This window comes from Actinoplanes sp. NPDC051537 (genome assembly GCF_055586105.1).
This window is the reverse complement of the sequence record NZ_JBVJIU010000018.1, coordinates 1-19,612: the sequence shown is the minus strand read 5'-3', so window position 1 is coordinate 19,612 and position 19,612 is coordinate 1. Positions and strand designations below refer to the sequence as shown.

The window sequence follows — 19,612 nt, the reverse complement described above, 5'->3', positions numbered from 1 at the left end:
CTCACAGCATGCCGGAAAACACGGCCTATCGGTCCCGCAGCGTCGCGATCACGGTTTCGATCCGGCGCGTACGCGTCTCGGCCTTCTTCGCGCTCTCGACGGCGCGCACATGTTGCCGCCTCTGGCTGTCGGTCAGCCGATCGAAGGCGGCCCGAGCGTCCGGGTCGGCATCCAGCGCCCGGGCCAGGTCGGCCGGCTCGACCACGACCCGCGGCTCGGCGTCCACCTCGATCTCGACCTCGACCTCGTCGCCGATCTCGGCCCCCGCCGCCTGCCGGTTGGCGTGGCTCAGGCCGAGCAGATGGCGTCCACGCATGATCGCGACCCGGCTCTTCCAGGAATGCCCGTTGATCGTGATCGTCACCGGCGGCCGCCCGCCGCCGCCGAGCGCCGCCACCACGTCGGCCGGAATCTCCAGTCCGCGCATCGGCTCCGGCGGCTCCACCTGTGCTCGAAACTTCAGTGTCACGACTCTCTCCCCGCGATTCCGGTTACCCCGTCACCGCTATGACGGGCGCCGCCATGAAAGTGTGACCGGCGGGCCGGCCGCGAACCGTCCCGGCCTGGTGACCTCGATCGTGCTCGAGGACCCACCGCTGTTCTCGGCCGAGTTTCCCCGGATCCGCACCCTTGACGATGTCCATAGGCTCGACGCGTGCCCCCGTCGTTCTTCCGATCGACCAAATTTCATGCCGTGGCCGCCACCGGCTTCGGCATCCTCACCGTCGTCGAAGGGCTGGCGATCGCGCTCGGTCACGCGGGCTTTGCCGTCGTCTGGCGCGCCTTCTTCCTCGTGGTGTTCGGCGCCCTGGCCGTTCTCTCCGCCCGCCGGTGGCGCAGCGCCCGCATAGCGGACGACGCACGACTTCGCGAAGCCGGGCGAATCGTCACTGACGAACGCGGATGATCGTCTTCCCCTTGATCCGCTCGGTCGGGTTGAGGGCGTCGACGGCATCGTCGAGTGTGGCGACCTTGCCGATGTTCGTGCGCAACCGCCCGTCACGCACCCGCGCGACGATCTCACCGAGCTGGGCACGATCGGCCTCGACGACGAAGTCGACCGCCAGGCCGTCCGCGGGCCGGGCCTCGGGCGGACCGACGACGGACACCAGCGTTCCGCCGGGGCGAACCAGACGCGCGGACCGTTTCTGGATGTCGCCGCCGATGACGTCGAACACCAGGTCGATCCCGCCGACATCCTCCAGGGCGTCGTTGTCGAGGTCGACGAACTCCTGCGCGCCGAAGTCGAGCGTCTTCCGGCGGTCGGCCGCACGTCCGGTGCCGATCACGTACCCGCCGAACTCGCGCGCGAGCTGCGTCACCATGGTCCCGACCGCGCCGGCCGCGCCGTGCACGAGCACGCTCTGACCCGTACGAAGGTGGCCGTGGTCGAACAAGCCCTGCCACGCGGTAAGCCCGGATATCGGCAGGCTCGCGCCCACCGTGAAGTCGACGTCGCCCGGCAGGGGCGCGAGGTTGCGCGCCTCGACCGCCACATACTCCGCCAGGGTGCCGTCGCGGTGCCAGTCGGTGAGGCCGAACACCCGCTGCCCCACCGACAGCCCCGTCGTGCCGTAGCCGAGGGAGCTGACCACGCCGGCCACCTCGTGCCCCGGGATCGACGGCGCTCGGTCACGGTCGCGCCGATCGGTCCAGGTCGAGGGCCACGACAGCTCGGTCGGGACGTATCCCGACGCATGGACCTCGACGATGACGTCGTTTATCGCGGCCGGCGGCTCGGGCCGCTCCACCAGCGTCAGCCCGGCCGTTCCCGCGGCCTGGTCCGTCGCCACGATCGCCCTCATGATGTGTCTCCTCGGTCGTTGGGCCCGCTACGACAGCTTGGTCGAACGATTCACCCCAGCTGTACGTGATTTTCGATGTGAGCGGGAAACGGGTGGCCGGACTGGACGGCCTGCGCGGCCTCTGTGCCCTGTATGTGCTGTTGTTCCACTGTTGGGCGTACACGTTCCTGGGCTTTCCCCGTTATCGCGGCCCGGTGTGGCTGAGCTGGCTCGGATTCGGCCGCCTCGCCGTGGTGATGTTCCTGATCCTGTCCGGGTTCTCGCTGGCGATGGCGGCCGCACGGAACGGCTGGAGCCTGGGCAGCCTGGGCCGATACGCCCGGCGACGGGCATGGCGAATTCTTCCGGCGTATTGGGCCGCCCTGGTCTTCAGCCTGGTCATCGCCTGGACAATCGTGCGCCAGCCCCACTCGGCGGAGCCTACCTCCGGGTCCGTGGTGGTCTATACGCTGCTGCTGCAGGACCTGTTCAAGGCGCCGACTCCGAACGGCGCCTTCTGGTCGATCAGCGTCGAGGCGCTGCTGTACGCCCTGCTCCCGCTGCTCGTGCTGCTGTGCCGGCGGATCGGCCCGGCGGCGATGCTGGCCGTCGTCACGGCGCCGGTGGTCGTCGTCGGGTTCGCCGTCTTCCACGGGTCGCCGCCGCAGGGCGAGAACTGGCTGGCCCCGCACCTCGTGCCGGTGTTCGCGGCCGGCGTCGTGGCGGCCGGCGTGGCCGCGGCCGGCGACCGCTCCCGCCGGGTGCCCTGGGCCCTGCTGTCGGTGCTGGCCGCGGTCCCGGTCGGGGTCCTGGTCCTGCATCAGGGCTCGCGCTGGATGGTCCACCACTACTACTGGGTCGACCTGGCGGTCGCCCCCGCGATGACCCTGCTCCTGCTCGCCGTCGTGAGCGGCCGGCCCGCCGCGCTGATCCGGCTGCTCGACTCGCGGCCCCTGAAGCGGCTGGGATCGTTCTCCTACAGCCTGTACCTGATCCACCTGCCGATCGTGGTCGTGGTCACCCTGAAGCTGGTCATCCCGCATCTCGGCCGCGGGCTCACCTCGTTCGCGACCACGACCCTGCTCGCGGGCGGCCTTTCGCTGGCCGGCGCCTGGATCTTCGCCAAGTTGTTCGAGGCGCCGTTCCAGCGGCACCGCTCGTGGGCCGAGCTCAAGAACGCCTGGGCGGTCAGCGATGATCGCGGCCGGCCGCCCATGAGCAGTCCCGCGCCGCCGGTGCTGGTCGACGCTGCGCCGCCGTCAAACCCGCTTGGCGGTGTGTAACCAGGCGCCGAACGCGGCGACCGCTTCGATCACCTGGCTGTAGCGCAGGGAGTAGAACAGGTCGAAGCTGTGCTGGCCGCCCGGCAGTTCGGCGTACACGACGGGCCGGGTGCTGACTTCGCGCAGCCCGGCGACCAACGCGCGGGTGTCCTCCACCAGCGTCGAACTGTCCTTGTCACCGTGCAGGAACATCAACGGTGGCGCGTCGCGGAGCCGATCCAGCGGGGACGAACCCGGCCCGCCGGCCCGGCCGTAGTACCCGTAGAAGCCGATCGCGGCGGCGACCGAGGTGTCCGCGCCCTCGAACCCCGGTTGGAAGGCCGGATCATTCACGGTCAATGCGGTCATGGCGGCCAGGTGGCCACCGGCCGAACTGCCGGACACGATGACCGTACGGGAATCGCCGCCGTATTCCGCCGCGTTGGCTCGCACCCAGGCGATCACCCGTTTCGCGTCGACGTGGGCGTCGGGGAAGTGGTGCGCCGGCTCGAGCCGGTAGTTGGCGCTCACGCACACCCACCCCCGCGCGGCGAGCTGGTTGAGCAGGGCGCGGCCCTCCCAGCGCTTGTGCCCGACCCGGAAGCCGCCCCCGTGGAAGTACACCAGGATCGGGCCGCCGGTGGGACGGTCCCGGCGGTGGTAGACGTCGAGCAGGTTGCGCTTGCCGGCGTCCCCGTACGCGATGTTGCCGACCCGGACCACGTCCCGGCGTCGCACGGCGAACGGGGCCAGCAGGATGTGCGCCCACGACCGGCGCGCCGATGGCAGCTCGATACCGGCGTCGCCGGCCAGCGCGCTCCGCAGCACCGCACCGGTCCCGAGCGCCCGCCGGATCAGGACGGCGAGGCCGGCCGCGGTGAGGACCGCGACGGCGAACGCGATCAGGCCGACCGGCGAGGAGAGGTCACCTTCGCTGAACGCGAGAATGCTGTCCGCGGCGAGCGCGTAGAGGGCGAGGAACGGCAGCTCGTTGATCAGGAAGGTGACCCAGAACCCCCAGTAGCCCTGCCTCGTGTGATCGGGCCGCGGCCCGATCACGGCGGTGGCGGTGCAGAACGCCAGGAGCGCTACGGAGAAGACGTATCCGATCGGCACGTTGTCCATCCTTACCGGTGGTTGCGGAGGCCGGGCAGGCCGATGATCAGGGCGGCGCCGACGGTGAGGTGCATGGCGAGCAGCACCAGCCGGCTGCTCGTGCCGGCGCCACTGCCCAGCGGCCCGGCCAACGAGAAAATCAGAACGATCGAAGCGATGATCCGGTACGTCCGGACGGGGCGGCCGGCGGTGCGCTCCAACAGCGTGAGAAGGCCCCAGGCGGCCAGCGCCGCGACCAGCGAGGTGAGCGCGACCGCGGCGGCGCCGATGTGCTGGGTCGTGCCGCCCTGACGGACGGCGAGGTCGACGCCGGCCCACGGGCCGCCGACCGTCCACAGCAGCAGCGCGCCGGCCGCCGCGGCGACGACGGTGATCGTACGGCCGATGGTGGTTGAAGTGGTGTGCCGGATGTCGTTGGTCATGCCGGAGAGCATCGCGGTCCCGGCCGGCGCACCACATCGGACCGCGAGCGCCGCCGGGACCCTCCTTGGCGAGGCCGGCCACCAACTTTGGATGGTGTCGGCGTCCGGCGCCGTCCGGCTAGCCTCGCCGGGTGAACAGCCATTTGCGTCCCACCGCCGCGGTGATCCTCGGCATCGCCGGGGCGCTGACCGCGGCGACGCTCCTGGGCTGGTGGAGTGGCCGCCCGCCCGGTCCGCTGCTGGCCCTCGACGTCGCGGCGGGCGTGCTCAGCTGGGTGTTGGCGCCGTTGACGCTGTGGCGGCCGGTCGCCGCCACGGCGGTGCTGACCGTGCTGGCCGCGTTGTCGCCGGCCGCCACTCCCGCGGCCACGATCGGCGCGCTGCAGGTGGCCCGGCGCCGGCGCTTCCCGGTCGCGGCGGCGGTGGCGGTGGCCGGTATCGCCGCGCACGCGATCCAAGGCCTTTGGCGGGCCAACGGCGGCTTGTCGTACGGCTGGTGGCTGGCATTGGTCACGATCGGCTACGGCGCGCTGCTCGGGTGGGGCGCGTGGGCGCAGGCCCGGGAGTCGCTGATCCGCTCCCTGCACGAGCGGGCCCGGCGCGCCGAGGCGGAACAGGGCCGCCGGGTGGCCGAAGCGCGGATGCTGGAACGTCGCAAGATCGCTCGGGAGATGCACGACGTCCTCGCGCACCGGTTGTCGCTGGTGGCCACGTTCGCCGGTGCGATGGAGTACCGGCCCGACTCGTCGCCCGAGCGGCTGGCCCGGGCCGCCGGAGTCGTCCGCGACGGCGTGCACCAGGCGCTCGACGAGCTGCGCGAAGTGATCTCGCTGCTGCGTGACGACAACCCGGCGGAGGGCGAGGGCAGCCGCCCCCAGCCGGTTCTCGCCGACGTCCCGCGCCTGGTCGAGGAGTGCCGTGACGCCGGCGCCGAGGTGGTGCTGCGCGAGGCGGTGGACGAGCCGGCCGCGGCGCCGCCGGCGCTGGCCCGCACGGCGTACCGGGTGATCCAGGAGGGCCTGACCAACGCCCGCAAACACGCCGCCGGCCAGCCGGTCCAGGTCGCATTGCGCGGCGGATCCGGCACCGGCCTGGAGATCGACGTCCGCAACCCGCTGGCGCCGCACCGCACGACGCCGCCCGGCTGGTCCGGCGGCGTCGGCCTGGTCGGCCTCACCGAACGGGTGCAGCTGGCCGGCGGGCAGCTCGACCACCAGACGGTCGACGGCGAGTTCCGGCTGCACGCATCGATACCATGGCCGGCATGATCCCCCCGGTACGCGTGCTCGTCGTGGACGACGACGCCCTCGTACGCGCCGGCCTGACCATGATGCTCGACGGCGCCGAGGGCATCGCGATCGTCGGCGAGGCCACCGACGGCGACGAGGTCCCGGCCAAGGCCGACGCGCACGCCCCCGACGTCGTCCTGATGGATCTGCGCATGCCCCGGGTCGACGGCATCACCGCGACCCGCCGCCTGCGGGCCCGGCCGCGCCCGCCCGAGGTCATCGTGCTGACCACGTTCGACACCGACGAGAACATCCTGCACGCGCTGCGCGCCGGGGCCAGCGGCTTCCTGCTCAAGGACACCCCACCGGCCCGGATAGCCGAGGCGGTCCGGCAGGTCGCCGCCGGCGAGCCGATCCTGTCGCCCCAGATCACCCGCCGCCTGATGGACCGGGCCGCCGTCCAGGCCGGCGCCTTCGCCCGCGCCAAGGCCACCCTGGCCGCGCTCAGCCCACGCGAGCACGACGTCGTCGTCGCGATCGCCCAGGGCCACAACAACGCCGAGATCGCCAAGGCCCTCTCCATGACCCTGGCCACGGTGAAAACCCACGTCTCGCACATCCTGACCAAGCTCGATCTGGACAACCGCACCCAGCTGGCCCTGCTCGCCCACGACGCCGGCCTCGCCTGACCCGGGCGGAAGGAAATCCCGCTGTGCTGACAACTCGGGCCGCCCATCCCGGCGAGCTACCCGCGCTGACGACCCATCCGGACGACAGCGAACGGAACGAGGCGACCGCTGCCTACCTGTCCGGTCTGCTGGGGAGCGGTTGCACCCGACCGGAGTGGTGCCTGGTCGCCGAATGCGACGGTCACCTGGTCGGCAACGTGGTGCTGTGGACGATGCCCGGACGCAATGTGCCGATGGACATCGTGCTGCTGGAACCCGGCGACGCGGACACCGGCGGGGCGCTGCTGGCGTACGCCGCCGAGCGGGCCCGCAAGCTCGGCGCGCAGACCCAGGGACACGTCCTGGACAGCCCGGCCCAGGCCCCTCAGTTCCAGCGGGATCCGCGGCTGCGCGAAAGGCTGCTCACCGACGCCGGTTTCACCGTCGCCCGCGACGGCTGCCGGTTCCTCTGGACCGCCGGCGACCCTGTGCCGGCCCAAGACGAGCGCCTGGGTTGGCGATCGCTGGCCGACCTGGGTGAGACGCCGTTCGTGGAGCTGCTCGCCGACACCTTCGCCGACACCCACGACTCGATCTTCCAGGCCGAGATCGCCGAGCACGGCCTTCGCGGCGCGGCCGAACGCAACGTCGCCGACATGCTCGAGATGGACCACGAGCCCGGCTGGTACGAGATCGGGTACGACGCGGCGAACACGCCCGTGGCGCTCAGCATGCCGGCACGCGCGCCCGCCTCGGCGGTGATCGGCCTGGTCGCCGTCGCGAGGTTCGGCCGCGGTCAGGGCTACGCCACCAGCGTGGTCGCCCGCGGCACCCGGGTGCTGCTCGACGCCGGGGCCGACGAGATCCGCGGCGACTGCGACGCCGGCAACATCGCCATGGTCAAAGCGTTCCAGCGCGCGGGCTACCGCAACTTCGCGAACCGGAAGATGTTCACGCGCACGCTGTGAGCCCGTCGTCGCTATGGGTACATCGACGTCCAGAGCACTTTCGGACCCTGCCGAACCATCTGTTCGGGCGTTGCGCCGACCGCCGTCGTGATCTACCGTGCGTCTGCTCATTCATGACCATCAAACGGGGGAAACGTATGCGACGTCTGCTTGGCGTCATCATCGGCGCAGTTGTCCTTTCGTCCACTGTGGCCGTCACACCCGCCTTCGCCGCGGCTGACCTGCCGGTGACGACCTCACCCGACTCGTTGTCGTTCGGCGACCAGAAGGTGGGGGAGCCGGGCGCTGAGAAAACGGTCACGGTCACGTCGACCAGCGCCACGTCGATCACGCTGGGGACGGCGACCATCACCGGCACCGACGCCCAGGCCTTCACCAAGAAGACCGACACCTGTTCCGGCGCGACGCTGGTGCTGAACGGGCAGTGCCAGATCGGCGTCGTGCCGAACGCCACGGCGGTCGGCGCGCAGACCGCGACGCTGACCGTGTCGGACACCGCGGGCACTTCGACGAAGGCCGTTCCGCTGTCGCTCGACGGGAGCGTCGGCGCGAAGGGCGCGTACTACGCGGTCACGCCGGCTCGGGTGCTCGACACGCGTACCGGCCTGGGCACGTCCGGCCCCGGACTGCTCGGCGCTCAGAAGACGCTCGATCTGCAGGTGACGGGCCGCGGCGGCGTGCCGGCTGTCGGCGTGTCCGCGGTCGTGCTGAACGTCACCGTGACCGGTAGCACCGCGGGCAGCTTCCTGACGGTCTACCCGACCGGGGCGACCCGGCCCACCGCGTCGTCCATCAACTTCGCCAAGGGCTGGACCGGGGCCAACTCGGTGACTGTCGGACTCGGCACCGGCGGCAAGGTGCGGATCTACAACGAGTACGGCGGCACGCACGTGATCGCCGACGTGGTCGGCTTCTACGCGGCCGACAGCACCGTCATTCCGTCGGCCGGAAACACGGATGCCGACTTCTACCCGTTCGCGCCGGAGCGCTGGATCGACACCCGGGCCGACGGCGACGCGGGCCGGCTCGGCAACGGCGACTACTACCAGCTGGGCTGGGACTTCGGGCAGTACAACCCGTACGTCCGCGCGGTCGCGGTGAACATCACCGCGGTCGGCCCGAACGGCAGCGGTTACCTGTCGGCGTGGAACGGCGACACGAACGCGTTCCCGAAGACGTCGACGCTCAACTACACGAGCGGGCGCAACGTTCCCAACATGGCGATCGTGCCGACCTCGCCCTGCAACGAGGCGTGGTGCAACGCCAGCGGGATTCCGATGATCGGCGTCATCAACACGAACACCTCCTCGGCGACGTCGACGACCCACCTCATCGTCGACATCGTTGGTGTTTACGACAACGGCACCCCCGGCGACGGCCTCCGGTTCCGGCCGATCACTCCGCAGCGGATCACCGACACCCGCAGCGGCCTGGGGTACCCGAAGGCGTTCGGGGCGGGGGTCTCGGGCAGCGTGACGGCGCCCGCGAGCTTCGCGCAGGCACAGGCGCTCGCCTTCAACGTCACCGCGGTGAAGCCGACCGCCAGCACGTTCCTGACCCTGTGGCCGACCGGCGTCACCCGGCCCACGGCCAGCAACCTCAACCCGGCCAAGAGCCAGACCGTCGCGAACGCCGCCATCGTGGGGCTGAGCGCGGACAAGGCGTTCAGCATCTACAACTACGTCGGCACGACTGACGTACTCGTGGATGTTGTTGGCTCCTTCGAGAGCCTCTTCGCCACGGGTACGGCGAAGGCCGAGCCGCGGGCGCAAGCCCAGGCCCGGTCGACCTCTGGCGACCGTAGCGGCACGCCGCTGAACGGGACCCACCGCACCCGCTGATCGCTCGACAAGAAGGCTCCGGCCGGGTCAATCCCGGCCGGAGCCTTCGTCATAGGTGTCCGACATTCTCGGGGTGATGTCTGATGGCAGCGTTATCGGTGAAGACGGTGCTCGGTGAGTTCCGGCGCCCGACGGAAGGCTCCGAGTTCCGGGGTCAACTCGGTGATGTGGCAGTCGTGCTGGACGCCGACGATGAGCCCGCGGCGGCCGCCGTCGCCCGGCGCGTCAGCACGACGATCGGTGAGCCGGCCGGCTTCGCCCGGCGGATCGCGGTCGAGCTGGCGAACAGTTTCGCCCCGGAAGGGCCGGACGAGGTGGAGGTCTGGGAGAACGGCGAGACCGTCATCAGCGCCGCCGAGTTCGCCCGCCGGCTCCGTCTCGATGGCATCACCGCGGCGGGCGACGACGACATCGAGCTCTACTTCGATGACGACGGCATGTTCGGCGGGCACTCCATTCGCGTCTGGGTCGATGAGGCCGGCACGATGACCGACGCCCAGATCGCCGGCTAGCGCCAGCCGCCTTCGCGCTACGTCGCGGCGGGGAACAGTGCGCGGAGGTCGTCGATCGGGGTGGCGGTGTCGCCGCCGAGGGCTCGGCCCAGCACGGTCAGCCGCGGATCGACGACCGCGGGATTGTCCACCAGGCAGCGGTCCATGAGGGCCGACCAGATCCGGCGGGTGGTGGCCGAGTCGTCGTCGCGGCGGGCGAACAGTGGCGACCGGGGACGTCGCCGCCACGGCAGTTCCGGGTCGGTCAGCACGGCGCCCAGTTCCTCGACCAGGAGAGCAGCCAACGCTGCTGCCGCCGCCGTCTCCGCCGTCAGCAGCAGCACCGCCAGGGTCAGGAACATCGGCGAGGACGGGTCGTCACGCCAGTGGCCCGGCCGGTTCAGCCGGCACCAGGCCAGGAAGCGCACCGCGGCATCGCGCGCCGGTTCCCCGAGTTCCCACGCCGATTCGACCAGCGGGGCGAGGGAATCCACGGGATTGCCGCCGGCGGTCACCGCCCGGACCAGGAGCGTGCAGGCGAACAGCCGCTGGAGGTGGTCGCGCCGACCCGCCGGGGTGGTCCACCGGGTCAGGGCCAGGACCTCGCCGGGAGTCCCGATCAGCTCGTCGGGCAGCCAGGGGCTGTGCACCAACTCGGTCAGCGCCCGACAATTCTCCGGCACGTCGACGCCGTAATCCGCCGCCGCGATCTCCTCGATCGCGGCCGCGTCCAGCTGCGGCGCCACCCAGGCCAGCAGCGCACGTTCGTTCGGGCCCAGGGATGCGAACAGGTCACGGTCGGAGCCAGCCACGGGGCGATGATGCCGCCTCGAGCCGCCCGACGTCCACGACATATGCGCGGACGATCGGCGCTGCTACGTCTGGGCCGCACCTACCCACCATCGATGTGCATCCTCCTGGCAACTTTCGGAAAAAGGCCTCATACTCGAAAGTATGGATCGGCGGCAGGAGGTAAGGCGATGAGCCACGCGGCCGACAAGGCCAAGCGACGGGCGCGGCCGAAGCACTACCGCAGGTCGCGGCGGGCCGAGGTCGAGAAGGTCATGTCGCGGGTGGGGGATCTCGAGCGAATCGCCAGCCGATTCAGCGAAGACGATCAGAGTCGTGCCGAGCTGCTGCGGGTCAGCAGAGACGTCCTGAGCGATCTGGATCCTGTGCCGGTATCGGTGGCGGCCCCTCTGCTCGGGGTGAGTGAGCCCACGGTTCGAAGCTGGATGCGTCGCGGCCTGCTGGTCTATGCCGATGGGCAGGACAGCGGCCTTGATGTACATCGCCTGTATGAGGTCATCGCCGTAGTCCGCGAGTTGCGCGTCGCTGGTCAAACCCATGACTTGCTCAACAAGGTGTGGGATCGGCTTGCCGACAGCGTGGTACTCGAACGGTCGGACCTGCGGGACAGCTTGGCGCAGATGCGCCAAGGTGACGGCATCCCGACTGATATCGACGAGCTGGAACGAGATCTCGGGCTCGCAGACTAGTCGCATGTCGGTGAAGATTTTCCGGACGCCGCGTGCTGACCAGCAGTTGAGGAGCCGACCCAGGGGCGAGCAGAAGAAGGTCATTGCTTTCCTGCGCGATCTGGAAGCGAACGGTTGTGCAGCTCTTTCCTACCGCCTAACCGGATCAGATCCGTTGGAGAGGCTGTGCGACAAACACTTGAGCGGACGCCTTCGCGTCATCGTGGCGTTCGAGTCTGAGCAGACGGCGTGGCTTCTGTTGGTGGCCGATCACGACGACACCGATCCTGACTTCAACATCTATGCCGAGTTGTACCGTCTCGTTGGTCATGAGCCGGAGCCGTCGGAGAAGCGCACCAAGCCCCCGTGCTGCGGCGAGGACGGCTCTGCTCCCACTTTGGGACAGGCAGCCGAGGATCTCGCACTGAGGGCCACTGAAATTCGAAAGACTCGCCCGGCGCGACCCTCGCACCGTGGGGGCTCCGGGGGTCGCCCCCGGAGCCAGAATCGTGGACCGAACGCTGCGCCAGGCGAACCGCTGCCTTGTGTCCGGTGACGCGGCCATCAGAGTCACACCATCGGCGACGAGGAAGCCTTCGACAGCGTTCTAGTCGTACGCCTATAGTCATGGGGATGCGGTGTGGAGCACTTCTCCTCGTGGGAGCGCACGAGATTCGCGGCATGCTCGGCGTGAGCCGCCAGCGGGTCCATGAGCTCGCCACGCGGTCCGACTTCCCGCAACCCGTCGCCGAGTTGGCCCAGGGCAAGGTCTGGGTGCTCGCGGACATCGAAGCCTGGATCAGCGTTTACCGTCCCGGTCAAGGCCGAGGCGAAGCGGGCCGTCGCGACGACCGTAGGTGAATCTCCGCCCCGATCGCCGAAATCAGTTCCGCCGGGCCCAGCCGAGCAAAGGAGTGCGAGCAACGCCGGCCGGGAACCGACGCGCCCAGAGCGCCCACCGCAACGTGGGGTCTGGGGGTCGCTCCCAGGCAAGTTCCGTGGGGCGGACGGGACTCGAACCCGTGACCGATCGATTATGAGTCGACTGCTCTAACCCACTGAGCTACCGCCCCTTACCGGCGGCGATCCTAACCCGCCACTCAGCCCGCAATCCACCGATCTACGCCGGTACCCGCGCTCCCAGCCAGGTCAGCACGGCGCCCGCGGTGCGCCAGCCGCCGGCCAAGGCGCCCTGGATCGAGGGGCTGTCGCGGTGGTCGCCCGCCACGAAGAGGCCTTCGCCCAGGTCAACCGGTTTGCGGAGGTTGGCCTGCGGGACGCGCGCCGACGGCAGGGCCTCGGGGATGCTCACCGTCTCGAGCAGCTCCCATGAGTCGGTGGGAACGCCGTACATGCGGGCCAGCTCGACCCGGATCACGGTCTCCGACGCGCTCGACGGGGCCGAGACGCCGACCACCGAGGCGGCGATCAGCGACTTTCCGGGCGGCGCGTACTCGGGCGCGGCGTTGCTGACGACGACCGTGTTGGCGATGATCTCGCGGCGGTCGCCGTCGAGCAGGAGGGTCGGCTCGTCGAGCGGGGCTCGGTCGGCGCCGAAGTAGAAGGTCGTCAGGCCGTGCATGTCGGGGGCCGGCAGCTGGGGGAGGAGCGAAGCCGCGGCGACGGGGCCGGTCGCGACCACGACGGCGCGGCAGCGGATCTCGCCGCCCTCGGTGACCACCATGCCGGGGCCGATCGAGAGCGTGCGGGCGCCGATCAGCAGCTGCGGGTAGGGGAGCGGTCCGGCGATGGCGGCGGGCAGGGCGGCCATGCCGGCGGCCGGTACGCCGATGCGCCCCCGGGTGAACGACCGGAGCACCATCGAGAACACGTGACTCGACGTGTCGAGCGAGCGGTCCGCGAAGACGCCCGAGAGGAACGGCCGCAGCACCTCCTCGATCATGCGGTGCGACAGGCCGGCCTTGCGCAGCATCTCCTGCGTGGTCGTCTCGCGGGCCTCGAGCAGGGCCGCCGCGGGCATCGTCGCGCAGCGGGTGGCCAGCGCCGCGAACTTCAGGCGGTCGCTGAGCGTTCCCACCCCGGACGTGAGCGTGCGGGGCACGGTGAGCGGGTCGCGCAGCGGGTTCTCCAGGCGGTGCAGGTCGCCGCCGCGGCGCACCAGCACGCCGGCGGTGAAGTACCGCATGTCCAGCGCGTCGACGTCGATCAGGGCCGGGATCCGCGGGTAGGCCGTGTTGAGCACCTGGAATCCCCGGTCGAGGTGCCAGCCGTCGATGACGTCGGTGGCGACGCGCCCGCCGATCCGGTCGGCGCCCTCGACGAGCAGCCACTCGACGCCGGCGCGGTCCAGCCGGCGCGCGGCGGCGAGACCGGCAAGTCCGCCGCCCACGATGACGACATCCACCTCCACGGGCTGCGACACGGGCACCTCACAAGGGGACGAAACAGGCAAGCCCCAGACTAACGGCGCGAGATGGCCCAGGCAGCAGAATCGGCGGGCGGTAGCATCAGGCAAACAAAAAGCCCAGGGCGTGGGCCCTGGGCAAAGGTGGCTCCCCCGATTGGACTCGAACCAATAACCTGCCGGTTAACAGCCGGCTGCTCTGCCAATTGAGCTACAGGGGATTGCTGCTCGGCACCGGTGCTGCGTGGTGCCGGGGAACAGAGTACATGACCGCGGGGCCGCCGCGCGAAGGGGCTACCCGGGCGCGCCGCACCCGGGTGAAACAACCGTGGCAGGAGTACCAAACGGGCAGGATGGGTATGACGCGGCGGAGACGCGCACGCGTCACGTACGGAAGGAGCCGCCACCATGCGCGGAAAGCTGATGTTCCTCACCGGCCTCGCGGCGGGCTTCGTCCTGGGTAGCCGTGCCGGCCGGGAGAAGTACGAGGAGATCCGGGACAGCGCCAAGAAGGTCTGGGAGAGCCCGTCGGTTCAGGAAGCGGCCGGCGTCGCTCAGGCGCAGGCCAACAAGCTCTACTCGGAGGGCAAGGACAAGCTCCAGTCCTCCAAGCTGGGCGAGAAGATCGGCGACAAGCTGCACACGACCAGTGGCACCAGTGAGCTGGCCGGTTCGAACAGCAAGTCCTCCGGCACCGTCTGAGATCCACGCTGAGGCGGCCGTCCCGACGTCGGAGCGGCCGCCTTCGCGTGGATGTGGATACTGAAACCGATGACCGACGAGAACAAGTGGCGCCGCCTGGTGGCCGACGATCCGGACCACTCGCAGCGCTACATCAAGCGTTTCCGTGATCTCGCCGCGGGCGGCATGGACCTGGGCGGCGAGGCCCGCATGATCGACGCCATGGTGAGCCGCGGCGCCCGCATCCTGGACGCCGGCTGCGGCACCGGCCGGGTGGGCGGCTTCCTCGTCGACGCCGGGCACGACGTGGTCGGCGTCGACCTCGACCCCGAGCTGATCGCCGTGGCCCGCGCCGAGCATCCGGGCGGCGAGTGGCTGGTGGGCGACCTGGCCGAGGCCGACATCAAGGGCGAGTTCGACGCGATCGTCTGCGCCGGCAACGTGATGACCTTCGTGGCCCCCACGACCCGCGTGGAGATCTTGCGCAGGCTGGGCGATCGCTTGCGCGCCGAGGGGCGACTGGCGGTCGGTTTCGGAGCAAATAGGGGGTACGCGTTTGAGGCGTTCCTGAGCGACGCTGGCACTGCCGACCTCACCGCCGATGTTCTGCTCGGCACCTGGGACCTGCGCCCGTTCACGCCCGAGTCCGACTTCCTGGTCGCCCTGCTCAAGCGCGCCTAGGTGGTCGACCCCGTCGCCGTGCCGCCCTGCGGGACGGTCCCACCCTGCTGCGTCCCCGTCCCACCCTGCTGCTGAGTCCCGGTCCCGCCCTGCTGAGTCCCAGTCCCGCCCTGCTGCTGAGTCCCGCCCTGCTGAGTCCCGGTGCCGTCCTGCTGGTTGCCGAACCCGCCGCCGGGCCCGCCGTTGCCGCCGCCCGGGAATCCGCCCGGCCCGCCCTGCTGGACCGAGCTGCCGCTCCCGTTTTCGACGGCCATGCCGACCCCGAAGCCCGCGCCACCGGCCAGGGCCGCGGCCAGAGCCACCGCGGCCGCGACCTTCTTACCGGTCCACCGCCCGGCGCCGGTCGACGCCGGCACGACCGTGGCGTCGGTGGTGGTGGCGGCGGTGGCGTCGGCCCATCCCGCGCCGCCCGGCGGCACCCACTCCCCGATCGGTGCGGTGACCGGTTCGGGGGCGGGCGCCGGAGGCGTGGCCTGGGGCAGGCCGTACGGGTCATGGCGAGGCGAGACCTGGTCGGTGCTCATCGAGCGTCCCTTCGAAGATGCCTGAGGTGCATCTCCCGAAGGTGCGGCACCGACCTGTCCTGAGCCTGTGCCTCAGATACGAGTTCCTTATTCGGCGCGGATGTCGTCGATCCAGACGTCCCCTCCGGTGTTCAGGAAGACCCAGACCGCGCGGATGTCCGCCGGATCCAGCGTCACTCCCGCCGGGCAGGAGATCTCGTCGAGGTCGCGCGCGACGGTCCGGCTCCCGCCCGGGTTGGTCCAGGTCCATTGCCCACCCTGGCACCAGGTGTACGCGTCACCGACCTGCACCGCGAACTCACCGACGCTGCCCAGCGTGCCGGTCCGCATGTCGAACTTCAGCGTGTGCGCGCCGGTGAGATCGAGCGCCGGGTCGACCACGCGGCCGAACCAGTTGCCGTTGACCGGGGTGTGGACGAGCAGTCCCGCCGCGCCCTCGGTGGGGAAGGCGGTGGAGGCGGCCACCGACCCGCCCCCGTCGGCGTTGGCGATCCCGAAGCCGTCGGTGCCTGACTCGAACGAGAACAGCGTCCGCGAGGCGGGCTGGATCGGGTCGTTCGGTCCGGCGTCGCCGCAGGTCAGCACCGGCGAGGCCCAGTCGGCCGCGCCCGTGCCGGTGGTCTCGAGCCGCAGCCATTCCGCGCCGGTCAGGTCGGCGGAAAGCGTGCCGCTCCCGACCGCCGAGGCCACCACCGTGGAGTCGGCATAGATCGAGAACGTGGCCCCCGAGGGCGAACCCACGTCGGTGGTCAGCGAGGCGCACGACCCGCCCAGGTAGTAGTCGATCGAGGCCGGCGCCGTGGTCCCCAGCCCGCGCTGGTAGACCTTCCCGCCGAGCGTGATCAGGTTCCCGGCGCTGTCCTGGTCGTAGAAGACGCTGCCGCTCACCGCCGCCGCCGGCAGGGTGCTCAGATGCCGCCGCCCGGCCGGCGGCGCGTTGACGACCTTCACCACGAGGGTGCTCACGGTGGTCTGTTTCCGGCGGCCACTCCAGGTGTACGCCGCGGAGACCGTCACCGGATAGGACCCGGCGGCCGTCCCGGGCGGCGCCGTCAACGTCCACGCACTCCCGAACGACTCATCGCTCAAAAGCCGATTTGTCCGGAAATCACCCGGCGAAGCCGTCCATCCCGACGGCCCACCGACCGTAACCAGGACGTCCCGAAGCGGCCCCACGCCCCGATCGGTGACCGTGGTCGAGAAGGCCCCACCCACACCCGGAACAACGGTGCCGCTGCTCGCCGAGACGGTGACGGCCGGGGCGACCCCCACCGGCGAGCCGGCCCGGACCTTGTAGACCACGGTCCCATGCGCCGGAACCGCCGCCTCGATCGTCCCCCGAGCCTGCGTCACCGCCCCCGACCACACGTCCCGCAGCCGATAGGCCGGCGCCGGCGGCAACCCGGTCGCCGAGGCTCGCACCCCCACCACCGCCAGCGCGTCGGTCGAGTTGTAGAGGGCGATCGCGTGCTCGCCCGAGGCCAGCGGCTTGTCCAGGACCATCAGCCCGCCCGCGTCCGACACCACGCGACCCTGAACCCCGAGCCGATCCTGGTCGATCGCGATGACGTCCCGGTTCTTGAGGACGGCCAGCGTCGCCTCCGACGCCGACCGCAGATCGGTCCCGATGATCAGCGGCGCCGCCATCATCGCCCACATGCTCATGTGCGTCCGGTACTCGGTCGCGGTCATCCCGCCGTTCCCGATCTCGAGCATGTCCGGGTCGTTCCAGTGCCCCGGACCGGCATAGGGCGCCAGCGGGGCGTTCTGCGCGATGATCGATTTGAGCGAGGGCCAGTTGTCGCTGATGTCGCCGGTCGTGCGCCAGAGCTGCCCCACGCCGGCGCCCCACGTCCACGGCTGCGACGTGCCCCACTCGCAGATCGACAGCACGATCGGCCGCCCGGTCGCGGCCAGCGCGTCGCGCATCGCCGTGTACCGCCGGATGTAGTCGGCCTGGGACCCGTCGGACTGGTTGTAGCAGTTGTCGTACTTCAGGTAATCGACGCCCCATGACGCGTACGTCTGCGCATCGATCTGCTCTTTTCCGAGGCTCCCCGGGTAACCGGCGCAGGTGTTGGTGCCCGCGTCGCCGTAGATGCCGAGCTTGAGCCCTTTGCCGTGCACATAGGACGCCACCCCGGCGATGCCGGACGGGAACTTGACCGGGTCGGGGACGAGCCGCCCGGTCGCCGGATCGCGCTCCTTGAGCGCCCAGCAGTCGTCGATGTTGACGTACTCGTAGCCGGCGTCCGTCAGCCCCTCGGCCACGAACAGGTCGGCGGTCTGCTCGATGAGCTGCTCGCTGACGTCGCAGCCGAACGCGTTCCAGTCGTTGAAGCCCATCGGCGGGGTCGGGGCCAGTCCGGCTCCGGCCGGGGCGGCCGCAGCGGGGGCGGCGGGAGCGGCGACCAACCCGGCCATCAGCAGCAGGGCGGCGAGGAATCTGCGCATGAGCCGGGACGCTACGCCAAGACATCCACAGCAATCAATGGAAGCGCTCCCATTGACGGCGAGCGATGCGATGGGTAGCTTTCAGGAATCCCGAGGGCGAGCGCGTTGCCGACCAGGCGGCGGGCTGGGGTGGCAATTCCCCCTTCCCCCGCTCTGTTCTCGAGGCAGGTCATGAAAAGACAGTTCACCCTGATCGGCGCCGTGGTCATCGCGCTCGTCGCGTCGGTGCTCACCTTCACCAGCCCGGCCTACGCGGCCACCGGGCTGCACATCAGCGGCACCAACATCGTCGAGTCCAACGGGTCGACGTTCATCATGCGTGGCATCAACCACGAGCACACCTGGTTCACGAACCAGACCAGTTCGTTCGCCAACATCAAGGCGACCGGCGCCAATACCGTACGCGTGGTGCTCAGCGGCGGCCGATGGACCGCCAACAGCGCCTCCGACGTCGCCAACGTGATCTCGCTGTGCAAGCAGAACAAGCTGATCTGCGTGCTCGAGGACCACGACACCACCGGCTACGGCGAGGACGGCGCCGCCTACACCCTCGACCAGGCCGTGAACTACTGGATCGGCCTCAAGAGCGTGCTGGTCGGCCAGGAGGACTACGTCGTCATCAACATCGGCAACGAGCCGATCGGCAACACCAACCCCGGCCAGTGGACGGCCGCCACCACCGCGGCCATCCAGAAGATGCGCAGCAACGGCTTCCAGCACCTGCTGATGGTCGACGCGCCGAACTGGGGCCAGGACTGGCAGTACACGATGCGGGACAACGGGCAGACCGTGCTCGACGCCGACACCCAGCACAACACCGTGCTGTCGATCCACATGTACGCGGTCTTCAACACGGCCTCGTCGATCACCTCGTACCTGGACACCTTCAAGTCGAAGGGGTGGCCGCTGGTCATCGGCGAGTTCGGCTGGCAGTTCGACTCGTCCCAGGTGGACGACCAGACGCTGATGTCGGAGGCGGTCAAGCGCGGGCTCGGCTACATCGGCTGGTCGTGGGCCGGCAACAACGACCCGGTCCTCGACATGACCAACAACTTCGACCCGGCGTCGCTCACCACGTGGGGCCAGCGGATCGTCAACGGCGCCAACGGGATCAAGGCCACCTCGAAGCAGGCCACGATCTTCGGCACCACGACCACGCCGACGACGCCGACCACCCCGCCGACCAGCCCCTCGACGTCGCCGCCCACCACGCCGCCGACGACCCCGCCGGGCAACGGCGCCTGCACGGCGTCGTACTCGATCGTCGGGCAATGGCCGGCCGGCTTCCAGGGCGAGGTCAAGGTCACCGCGGGCGGCGCGGCGATCAACGGCTGGACGGTGACCTGGACGTACGCGAACGGGCAGTCCGTCTCCCAGTCCTGGAGCGCCACCGTGACCAGCAGCGGATCGTCGGTGACCGCCAAGAACGTCAGCTACAACGGCAAGCTCGCCGCCGGTGGTTCGACGACCTTCGGCTTCCTCGGCTCGTGGTCCGGCACCAACAGCGTCCCCGCGGTGTCGTGCGCCGCTAGCTGACCGAGCCTCCCGGGGGGGGGGGGGGGGGGGGGTGGGGGGGGGGAGGGGGGGGGGGGAGGGGGGGGAGGGGGGGGGGGGGGGGGGGGGGGGTTTTGTTTGGGGGCGGGGTGGG

At 70.4% G+C, this 19,612-nt stretch carries 21 protein-coding genes and 2 tRNA genes; 13 read left to right on the top strand and 10 right to left on the bottom strand.

Features of this window, described 5'->3' with window-relative positions; all coding sequences use genetic code 11:
• Positions 1-25: 25 nt before the first annotated feature.
• Entirely contained in the window at positions 26-469 is a 444-nt protein-coding gene (locus ACZ6TB_RS36495) for a YdeI/OmpD-associated family protein (protein ID WP_465562421.1), read from the bottom strand.
• A gap of 186 nt (positions 470-655) precedes the next feature.
• Here ACZ6TB_RS36495 and ACZ6TB_RS36490 point away from each other — a divergent pair, with 186 nt between their 5' ends.
• Positions 656-907: a hypothetical protein gene (locus ACZ6TB_RS36490; RefSeq protein ID WP_465562419.1), complete on the top strand. Its 252-nt coding sequence runs from the start codon at positions 656-658 to the stop codon at positions 905-907.
• Here ACZ6TB_RS36490 and ACZ6TB_RS36485 read toward each other — a convergent pair.
• Positions 888-1,805, bottom strand: coding sequence for an NADP-dependent oxidoreductase (locus tag ACZ6TB_RS36485; protein ID WP_465562417.1), 918 nt, complete (start codon positions 1,803-1,805; stop codon positions 888-890). The two genes, ACZ6TB_RS36490 and ACZ6TB_RS36485, sit on opposite strands and share 20 nt — an antisense overlap.
• Positions 1,806-1,882: 77 nt before the next feature.
• Here ACZ6TB_RS36485 and ACZ6TB_RS36480 point away from each other — a divergent pair, with 77 nt between their 5' ends.
• On the top strand, positions 1,883-3,067 hold the full coding sequence (locus tag ACZ6TB_RS36480; RefSeq protein ID WP_465562416.1) for an acyltransferase family protein: 1,185 nt from the start codon (positions 1,883-1,885) through the stop codon (positions 3,065-3,067).
• Here ACZ6TB_RS36480 and ACZ6TB_RS36475 read toward each other — a convergent pair.
• Positions 3,044-4,162: an alpha/beta hydrolase gene (locus ACZ6TB_RS36475; protein WP_465562414.1), complete on the bottom strand. Its 1,119-nt coding sequence runs from the start codon at positions 4,160-4,162 to the stop codon at positions 3,044-3,046. The two genes, ACZ6TB_RS36480 and ACZ6TB_RS36475, sit on opposite strands and share 24 nt — an antisense overlap.
• An 11-nt stretch (positions 4,163-4,173) precedes the next feature.
• Positions 4,174-4,584, bottom strand: a complete 411-nt coding sequence (locus ACZ6TB_RS36470; RefSeq protein ID WP_465562412.1) for a DUF6069 family protein — start codon at positions 4,582-4,584, stop codon at positions 4,174-4,176.
• Between the two features lie 131 nt (positions 4,585-4,715).
• On the opposite strand from ACZ6TB_RS36470, the gene ACZ6TB_RS36465 reads away from it, so the two are divergent.
• The 5 genes from ACZ6TB_RS36465 to ACZ6TB_RS36445 all read left to right on the top strand — a co-directional run bounded on the left by ACZ6TB_RS36465 (position 4,716) and on the right by ACZ6TB_RS36445 (position 9,802).
• Positions 4,716-5,852 (top strand): sensor histidine kinase, encoded by a 1,137-nt coding sequence (locus ACZ6TB_RS36465; RefSeq protein WP_465562410.1) that lies wholly within the window; start codon positions 4,716-4,718, stop codon positions 5,850-5,852.
• Entirely contained in the window at positions 5,840-6,502 is a 663-nt protein-coding gene (locus ACZ6TB_RS36460; protein ID WP_465562409.1) for a response regulator, read from the top strand. Before ACZ6TB_RS36465 ends, ACZ6TB_RS36460 begins: the two co-directional genes overlap by 13 nt.
• A 23-nt stretch (positions 6,503-6,525) precedes the next feature.
• Positions 6,526-7,449: a GNAT family N-acetyltransferase gene (locus ACZ6TB_RS36455; RefSeq protein ID WP_465562407.1), complete on the top strand. Its 924-nt coding sequence runs from the start codon at positions 6,526-6,528 to the stop codon at positions 7,447-7,449.
• Between the two features lie 137 nt (positions 7,450-7,586).
• Positions 7,587-9,290 carry a choice-of-anchor D domain-containing protein gene (locus ACZ6TB_RS36450; RefSeq protein ID WP_465562405.1) on the top strand — a complete coding sequence of 568 codons (1,704 nt, stop codon included), beginning with the start codon at positions 7,587-7,589 and terminating at the stop codon, positions 9,288-9,290.
• An 83-nt stretch (positions 9,291-9,373) separates the two neighbouring features.
• Entirely contained in the window at positions 9,374-9,802 is a 429-nt protein-coding gene (locus tag ACZ6TB_RS36445) for a DUF2262 domain-containing protein (RefSeq protein ID WP_465562403.1), read from the top strand.
• Positions 9,803-9,819: 17 nt separating this feature from the next.
• Here ACZ6TB_RS36445 and ACZ6TB_RS36440 read toward each other — a convergent pair whose 3' ends face one another.
• Complete coding sequence (locus ACZ6TB_RS36440) at positions 9,820-10,593, bottom strand: hypothetical protein (protein WP_465562401.1); 774 nt, start codon at positions 10,591-10,593, stop codon at positions 9,820-9,822.
• 168 nt (positions 10,594-10,761) lie between these two features.
• Between ACZ6TB_RS36440 and ACZ6TB_RS36435 the strand changes: the two genes are divergently transcribed.
• The 3 genes from ACZ6TB_RS36435 to ACZ6TB_RS36425 all read left to right on the top strand — a co-directional run bounded on the left by ACZ6TB_RS36435 (position 10,762) and on the right by ACZ6TB_RS36425 (position 12,120).
• Positions 10,762-11,280 carry a hypothetical protein gene (locus ACZ6TB_RS36435; protein ID WP_465562399.1) on the top strand — a complete coding sequence of 173 codons (519 nt, stop codon included), beginning with the start codon at positions 10,762-10,764 and terminating at the stop codon, positions 11,278-11,280.
• Positions 11,281-11,284: 4 nt separating this feature from the next.
• A complete protein-coding gene (locus tag ACZ6TB_RS36430; protein WP_465562397.1) occupies positions 11,285-11,815 on the top strand; it encodes a hypothetical protein in 531 nt (176 codons plus the stop codon).
• Positions 11,816-11,940: 125 nt separating this feature from the next.
• Positions 11,941-12,120: a helix-turn-helix transcriptional regulator gene (locus ACZ6TB_RS36425; protein ID WP_465562395.1), complete on the top strand. Its 180-nt coding sequence runs from the start codon at positions 11,941-11,943 to the stop codon at positions 12,118-12,120.
• 138 nt (positions 12,121-12,258) lie between these two features.
• Here ACZ6TB_RS36425 and ACZ6TB_RS36420 read toward each other — a convergent pair.
• The 3 genes from ACZ6TB_RS36420 to ACZ6TB_RS36410 all read right to left on the bottom strand — a co-directional run bounded on the left by ACZ6TB_RS36420 (position 12,259) and on the right by ACZ6TB_RS36410 (position 13,845).
• Positions 12,259-12,332 (bottom strand) — tRNA-Ile (locus ACZ6TB_RS36420).
• A 47-nt stretch (positions 12,333-12,379) separates the two neighbouring features.
• Positions 12,380-13,642 (bottom strand): FAD-dependent oxidoreductase, encoded by a 1,263-nt coding sequence (locus ACZ6TB_RS36415; protein ID WP_465562393.1) that lies wholly within the window; start codon positions 13,640-13,642, stop codon positions 12,380-12,382.
• Between the two features lie 127 nt (positions 13,643-13,769).
• Positions 13,770-13,845: transfer RNA gene (locus ACZ6TB_RS36410), tRNA-Asn, on the bottom strand.
• A gap of 187 nt (positions 13,846-14,032) precedes the next feature.
• On the opposite strand from ACZ6TB_RS36410, the gene ACZ6TB_RS36405 reads away from it, so the two are divergent.
• The gene (locus ACZ6TB_RS36405; protein WP_465562391.1) at positions 14,033-14,326 is read left to right on the top strand and encodes a hypothetical protein; all 294 of its coding nucleotides are present in this window, start codon (positions 14,033-14,035) and stop codon (positions 14,324-14,326) included.
• Between the two features lie 69 nt (positions 14,327-14,395).
• Positions 14,396-14,986, top strand: a complete 591-nt coding sequence (locus ACZ6TB_RS36400) for a class I SAM-dependent methyltransferase (RefSeq protein WP_465562389.1) — start codon at positions 14,396-14,398, stop codon at positions 14,984-14,986.
• Here ACZ6TB_RS36400 and ACZ6TB_RS36395 read toward each other — a convergent pair.
• Together ACZ6TB_RS36395 and ACZ6TB_RS36390 are read right to left on the bottom strand one after the other, a co-directional pair.
• Positions 14,983-15,510, bottom strand: coding sequence for a hypothetical protein (locus ACZ6TB_RS36395; protein ID WP_465562387.1), 528 nt, complete (start codon positions 15,508-15,510; stop codon positions 14,983-14,985). The genes ACZ6TB_RS36400 and ACZ6TB_RS36395 overlap by 4 nt on opposite strands.
• 87 nt (positions 15,511-15,597) lie before the next feature.
• Positions 15,598-17,964: an NPCBM/NEW2 domain-containing protein gene (locus tag ACZ6TB_RS36390; protein WP_465562385.1), complete on the bottom strand. Its 2,367-nt coding sequence runs from the start codon at positions 17,962-17,964 to the stop codon at positions 15,598-15,600.
• Between the two features lie 171 nt (positions 17,965-18,135).
• On the opposite strand from ACZ6TB_RS36390, the gene ACZ6TB_RS36385 reads away from it, so the two are divergent.
• Positions 18,136-19,500: a cellulase family glycosylhydrolase gene (locus ACZ6TB_RS36385; protein WP_465562383.1), complete on the top strand. Its 1,365-nt coding sequence runs from the start codon at positions 18,136-18,138 to the stop codon at positions 19,498-19,500.
• Positions 19,501-19,612 lie beyond the last annotated feature (112 nt).

What these genes read in the sequence shown, in the direction of transcription:
- ACZ6TB_RS36460 (WP_465562409.1), top strand. Translation starts at nt 5,840, where the DNA reads ATGGCCGGCATGATCCCCCCGGTACGCGTGCTCGTCGTGGACGACGAC.
- ACZ6TB_RS36425 (WP_465562395.1), top strand. Translation starts at nt 11,941, where the DNA reads ATGCTCGGCGTGAGCCGCCAGCGGGTCCATGAGCTCGCCACGCGGTCC.
- ACZ6TB_RS36385 (WP_465562383.1), top strand. Translation starts at nt 18,136, where the DNA reads ATGAAAAGACAGTTCACCCTGATCGGCGCCGTGGTCATCGCGCTCGTC.
- ACZ6TB_RS36395 (WP_465562387.1), bottom strand. Translation starts at nt 15,510, where the DNA reads ATGAGCACCGACCAGGTCTCGCCTCGCCATGACCCGTACGGCCTGCCC.
- ACZ6TB_RS36400 (WP_465562389.1), top strand. Translation starts at nt 14,396, where the DNA reads ATGACCGACGAGAACAAGTGGCGCCGCCTGGTGGCCGACGATCCGGAC.
- ACZ6TB_RS36470 (WP_465562412.1), bottom strand. Translation starts at nt 4,584, where the DNA reads ATGACCAACGACATCCGGCACACCACTTCAACCACCATCGGCCGTACG.
- ACZ6TB_RS36405 (WP_465562391.1), top strand. Translation starts at nt 14,033, where the DNA reads ATGCGCGGAAAGCTGATGTTCCTCACCGGCCTCGCGGCGGGCTTCGTC.
- ACZ6TB_RS36435 (WP_465562399.1), top strand. Translation starts at nt 10,762, where the DNA reads ATGAGCCACGCGGCCGACAAGGCCAAGCGACGGGCGCGGCCGAAGCAC.
- ACZ6TB_RS36445 (WP_465562403.1), top strand. Translation starts at nt 9,374, where the DNA reads ATGGCAGCGTTATCGGTGAAGACGGTGCTCGGTGAGTTCCGGCGCCCG.
- ACZ6TB_RS36485 (WP_465562417.1), bottom strand. Translation starts at nt 1,805, where the DNA reads ATGAGGGCGATCGTGGCGACGGACCAGGCCGCGGGAACGGCCGGGCTG.
- ACZ6TB_RS36450 (WP_465562405.1), top strand. Translation starts at nt 7,587, where the DNA reads ATGCGACGTCTGCTTGGCGTCATCATCGGCGCAGTTGTCCTTTCGTCC.
- ACZ6TB_RS36390 (WP_465562385.1), bottom strand. Translation starts at nt 17,964, where the DNA reads ATGCGCAGATTCCTCGCCGCCCTGCTGCTGATGGCCGGGTTGGTCGCC.
- ACZ6TB_RS36430 (WP_465562397.1), top strand. Translation starts at nt 11,285, where the DNA reads ATGTCGGTGAAGATTTTCCGGACGCCGCGTGCTGACCAGCAGTTGAGG.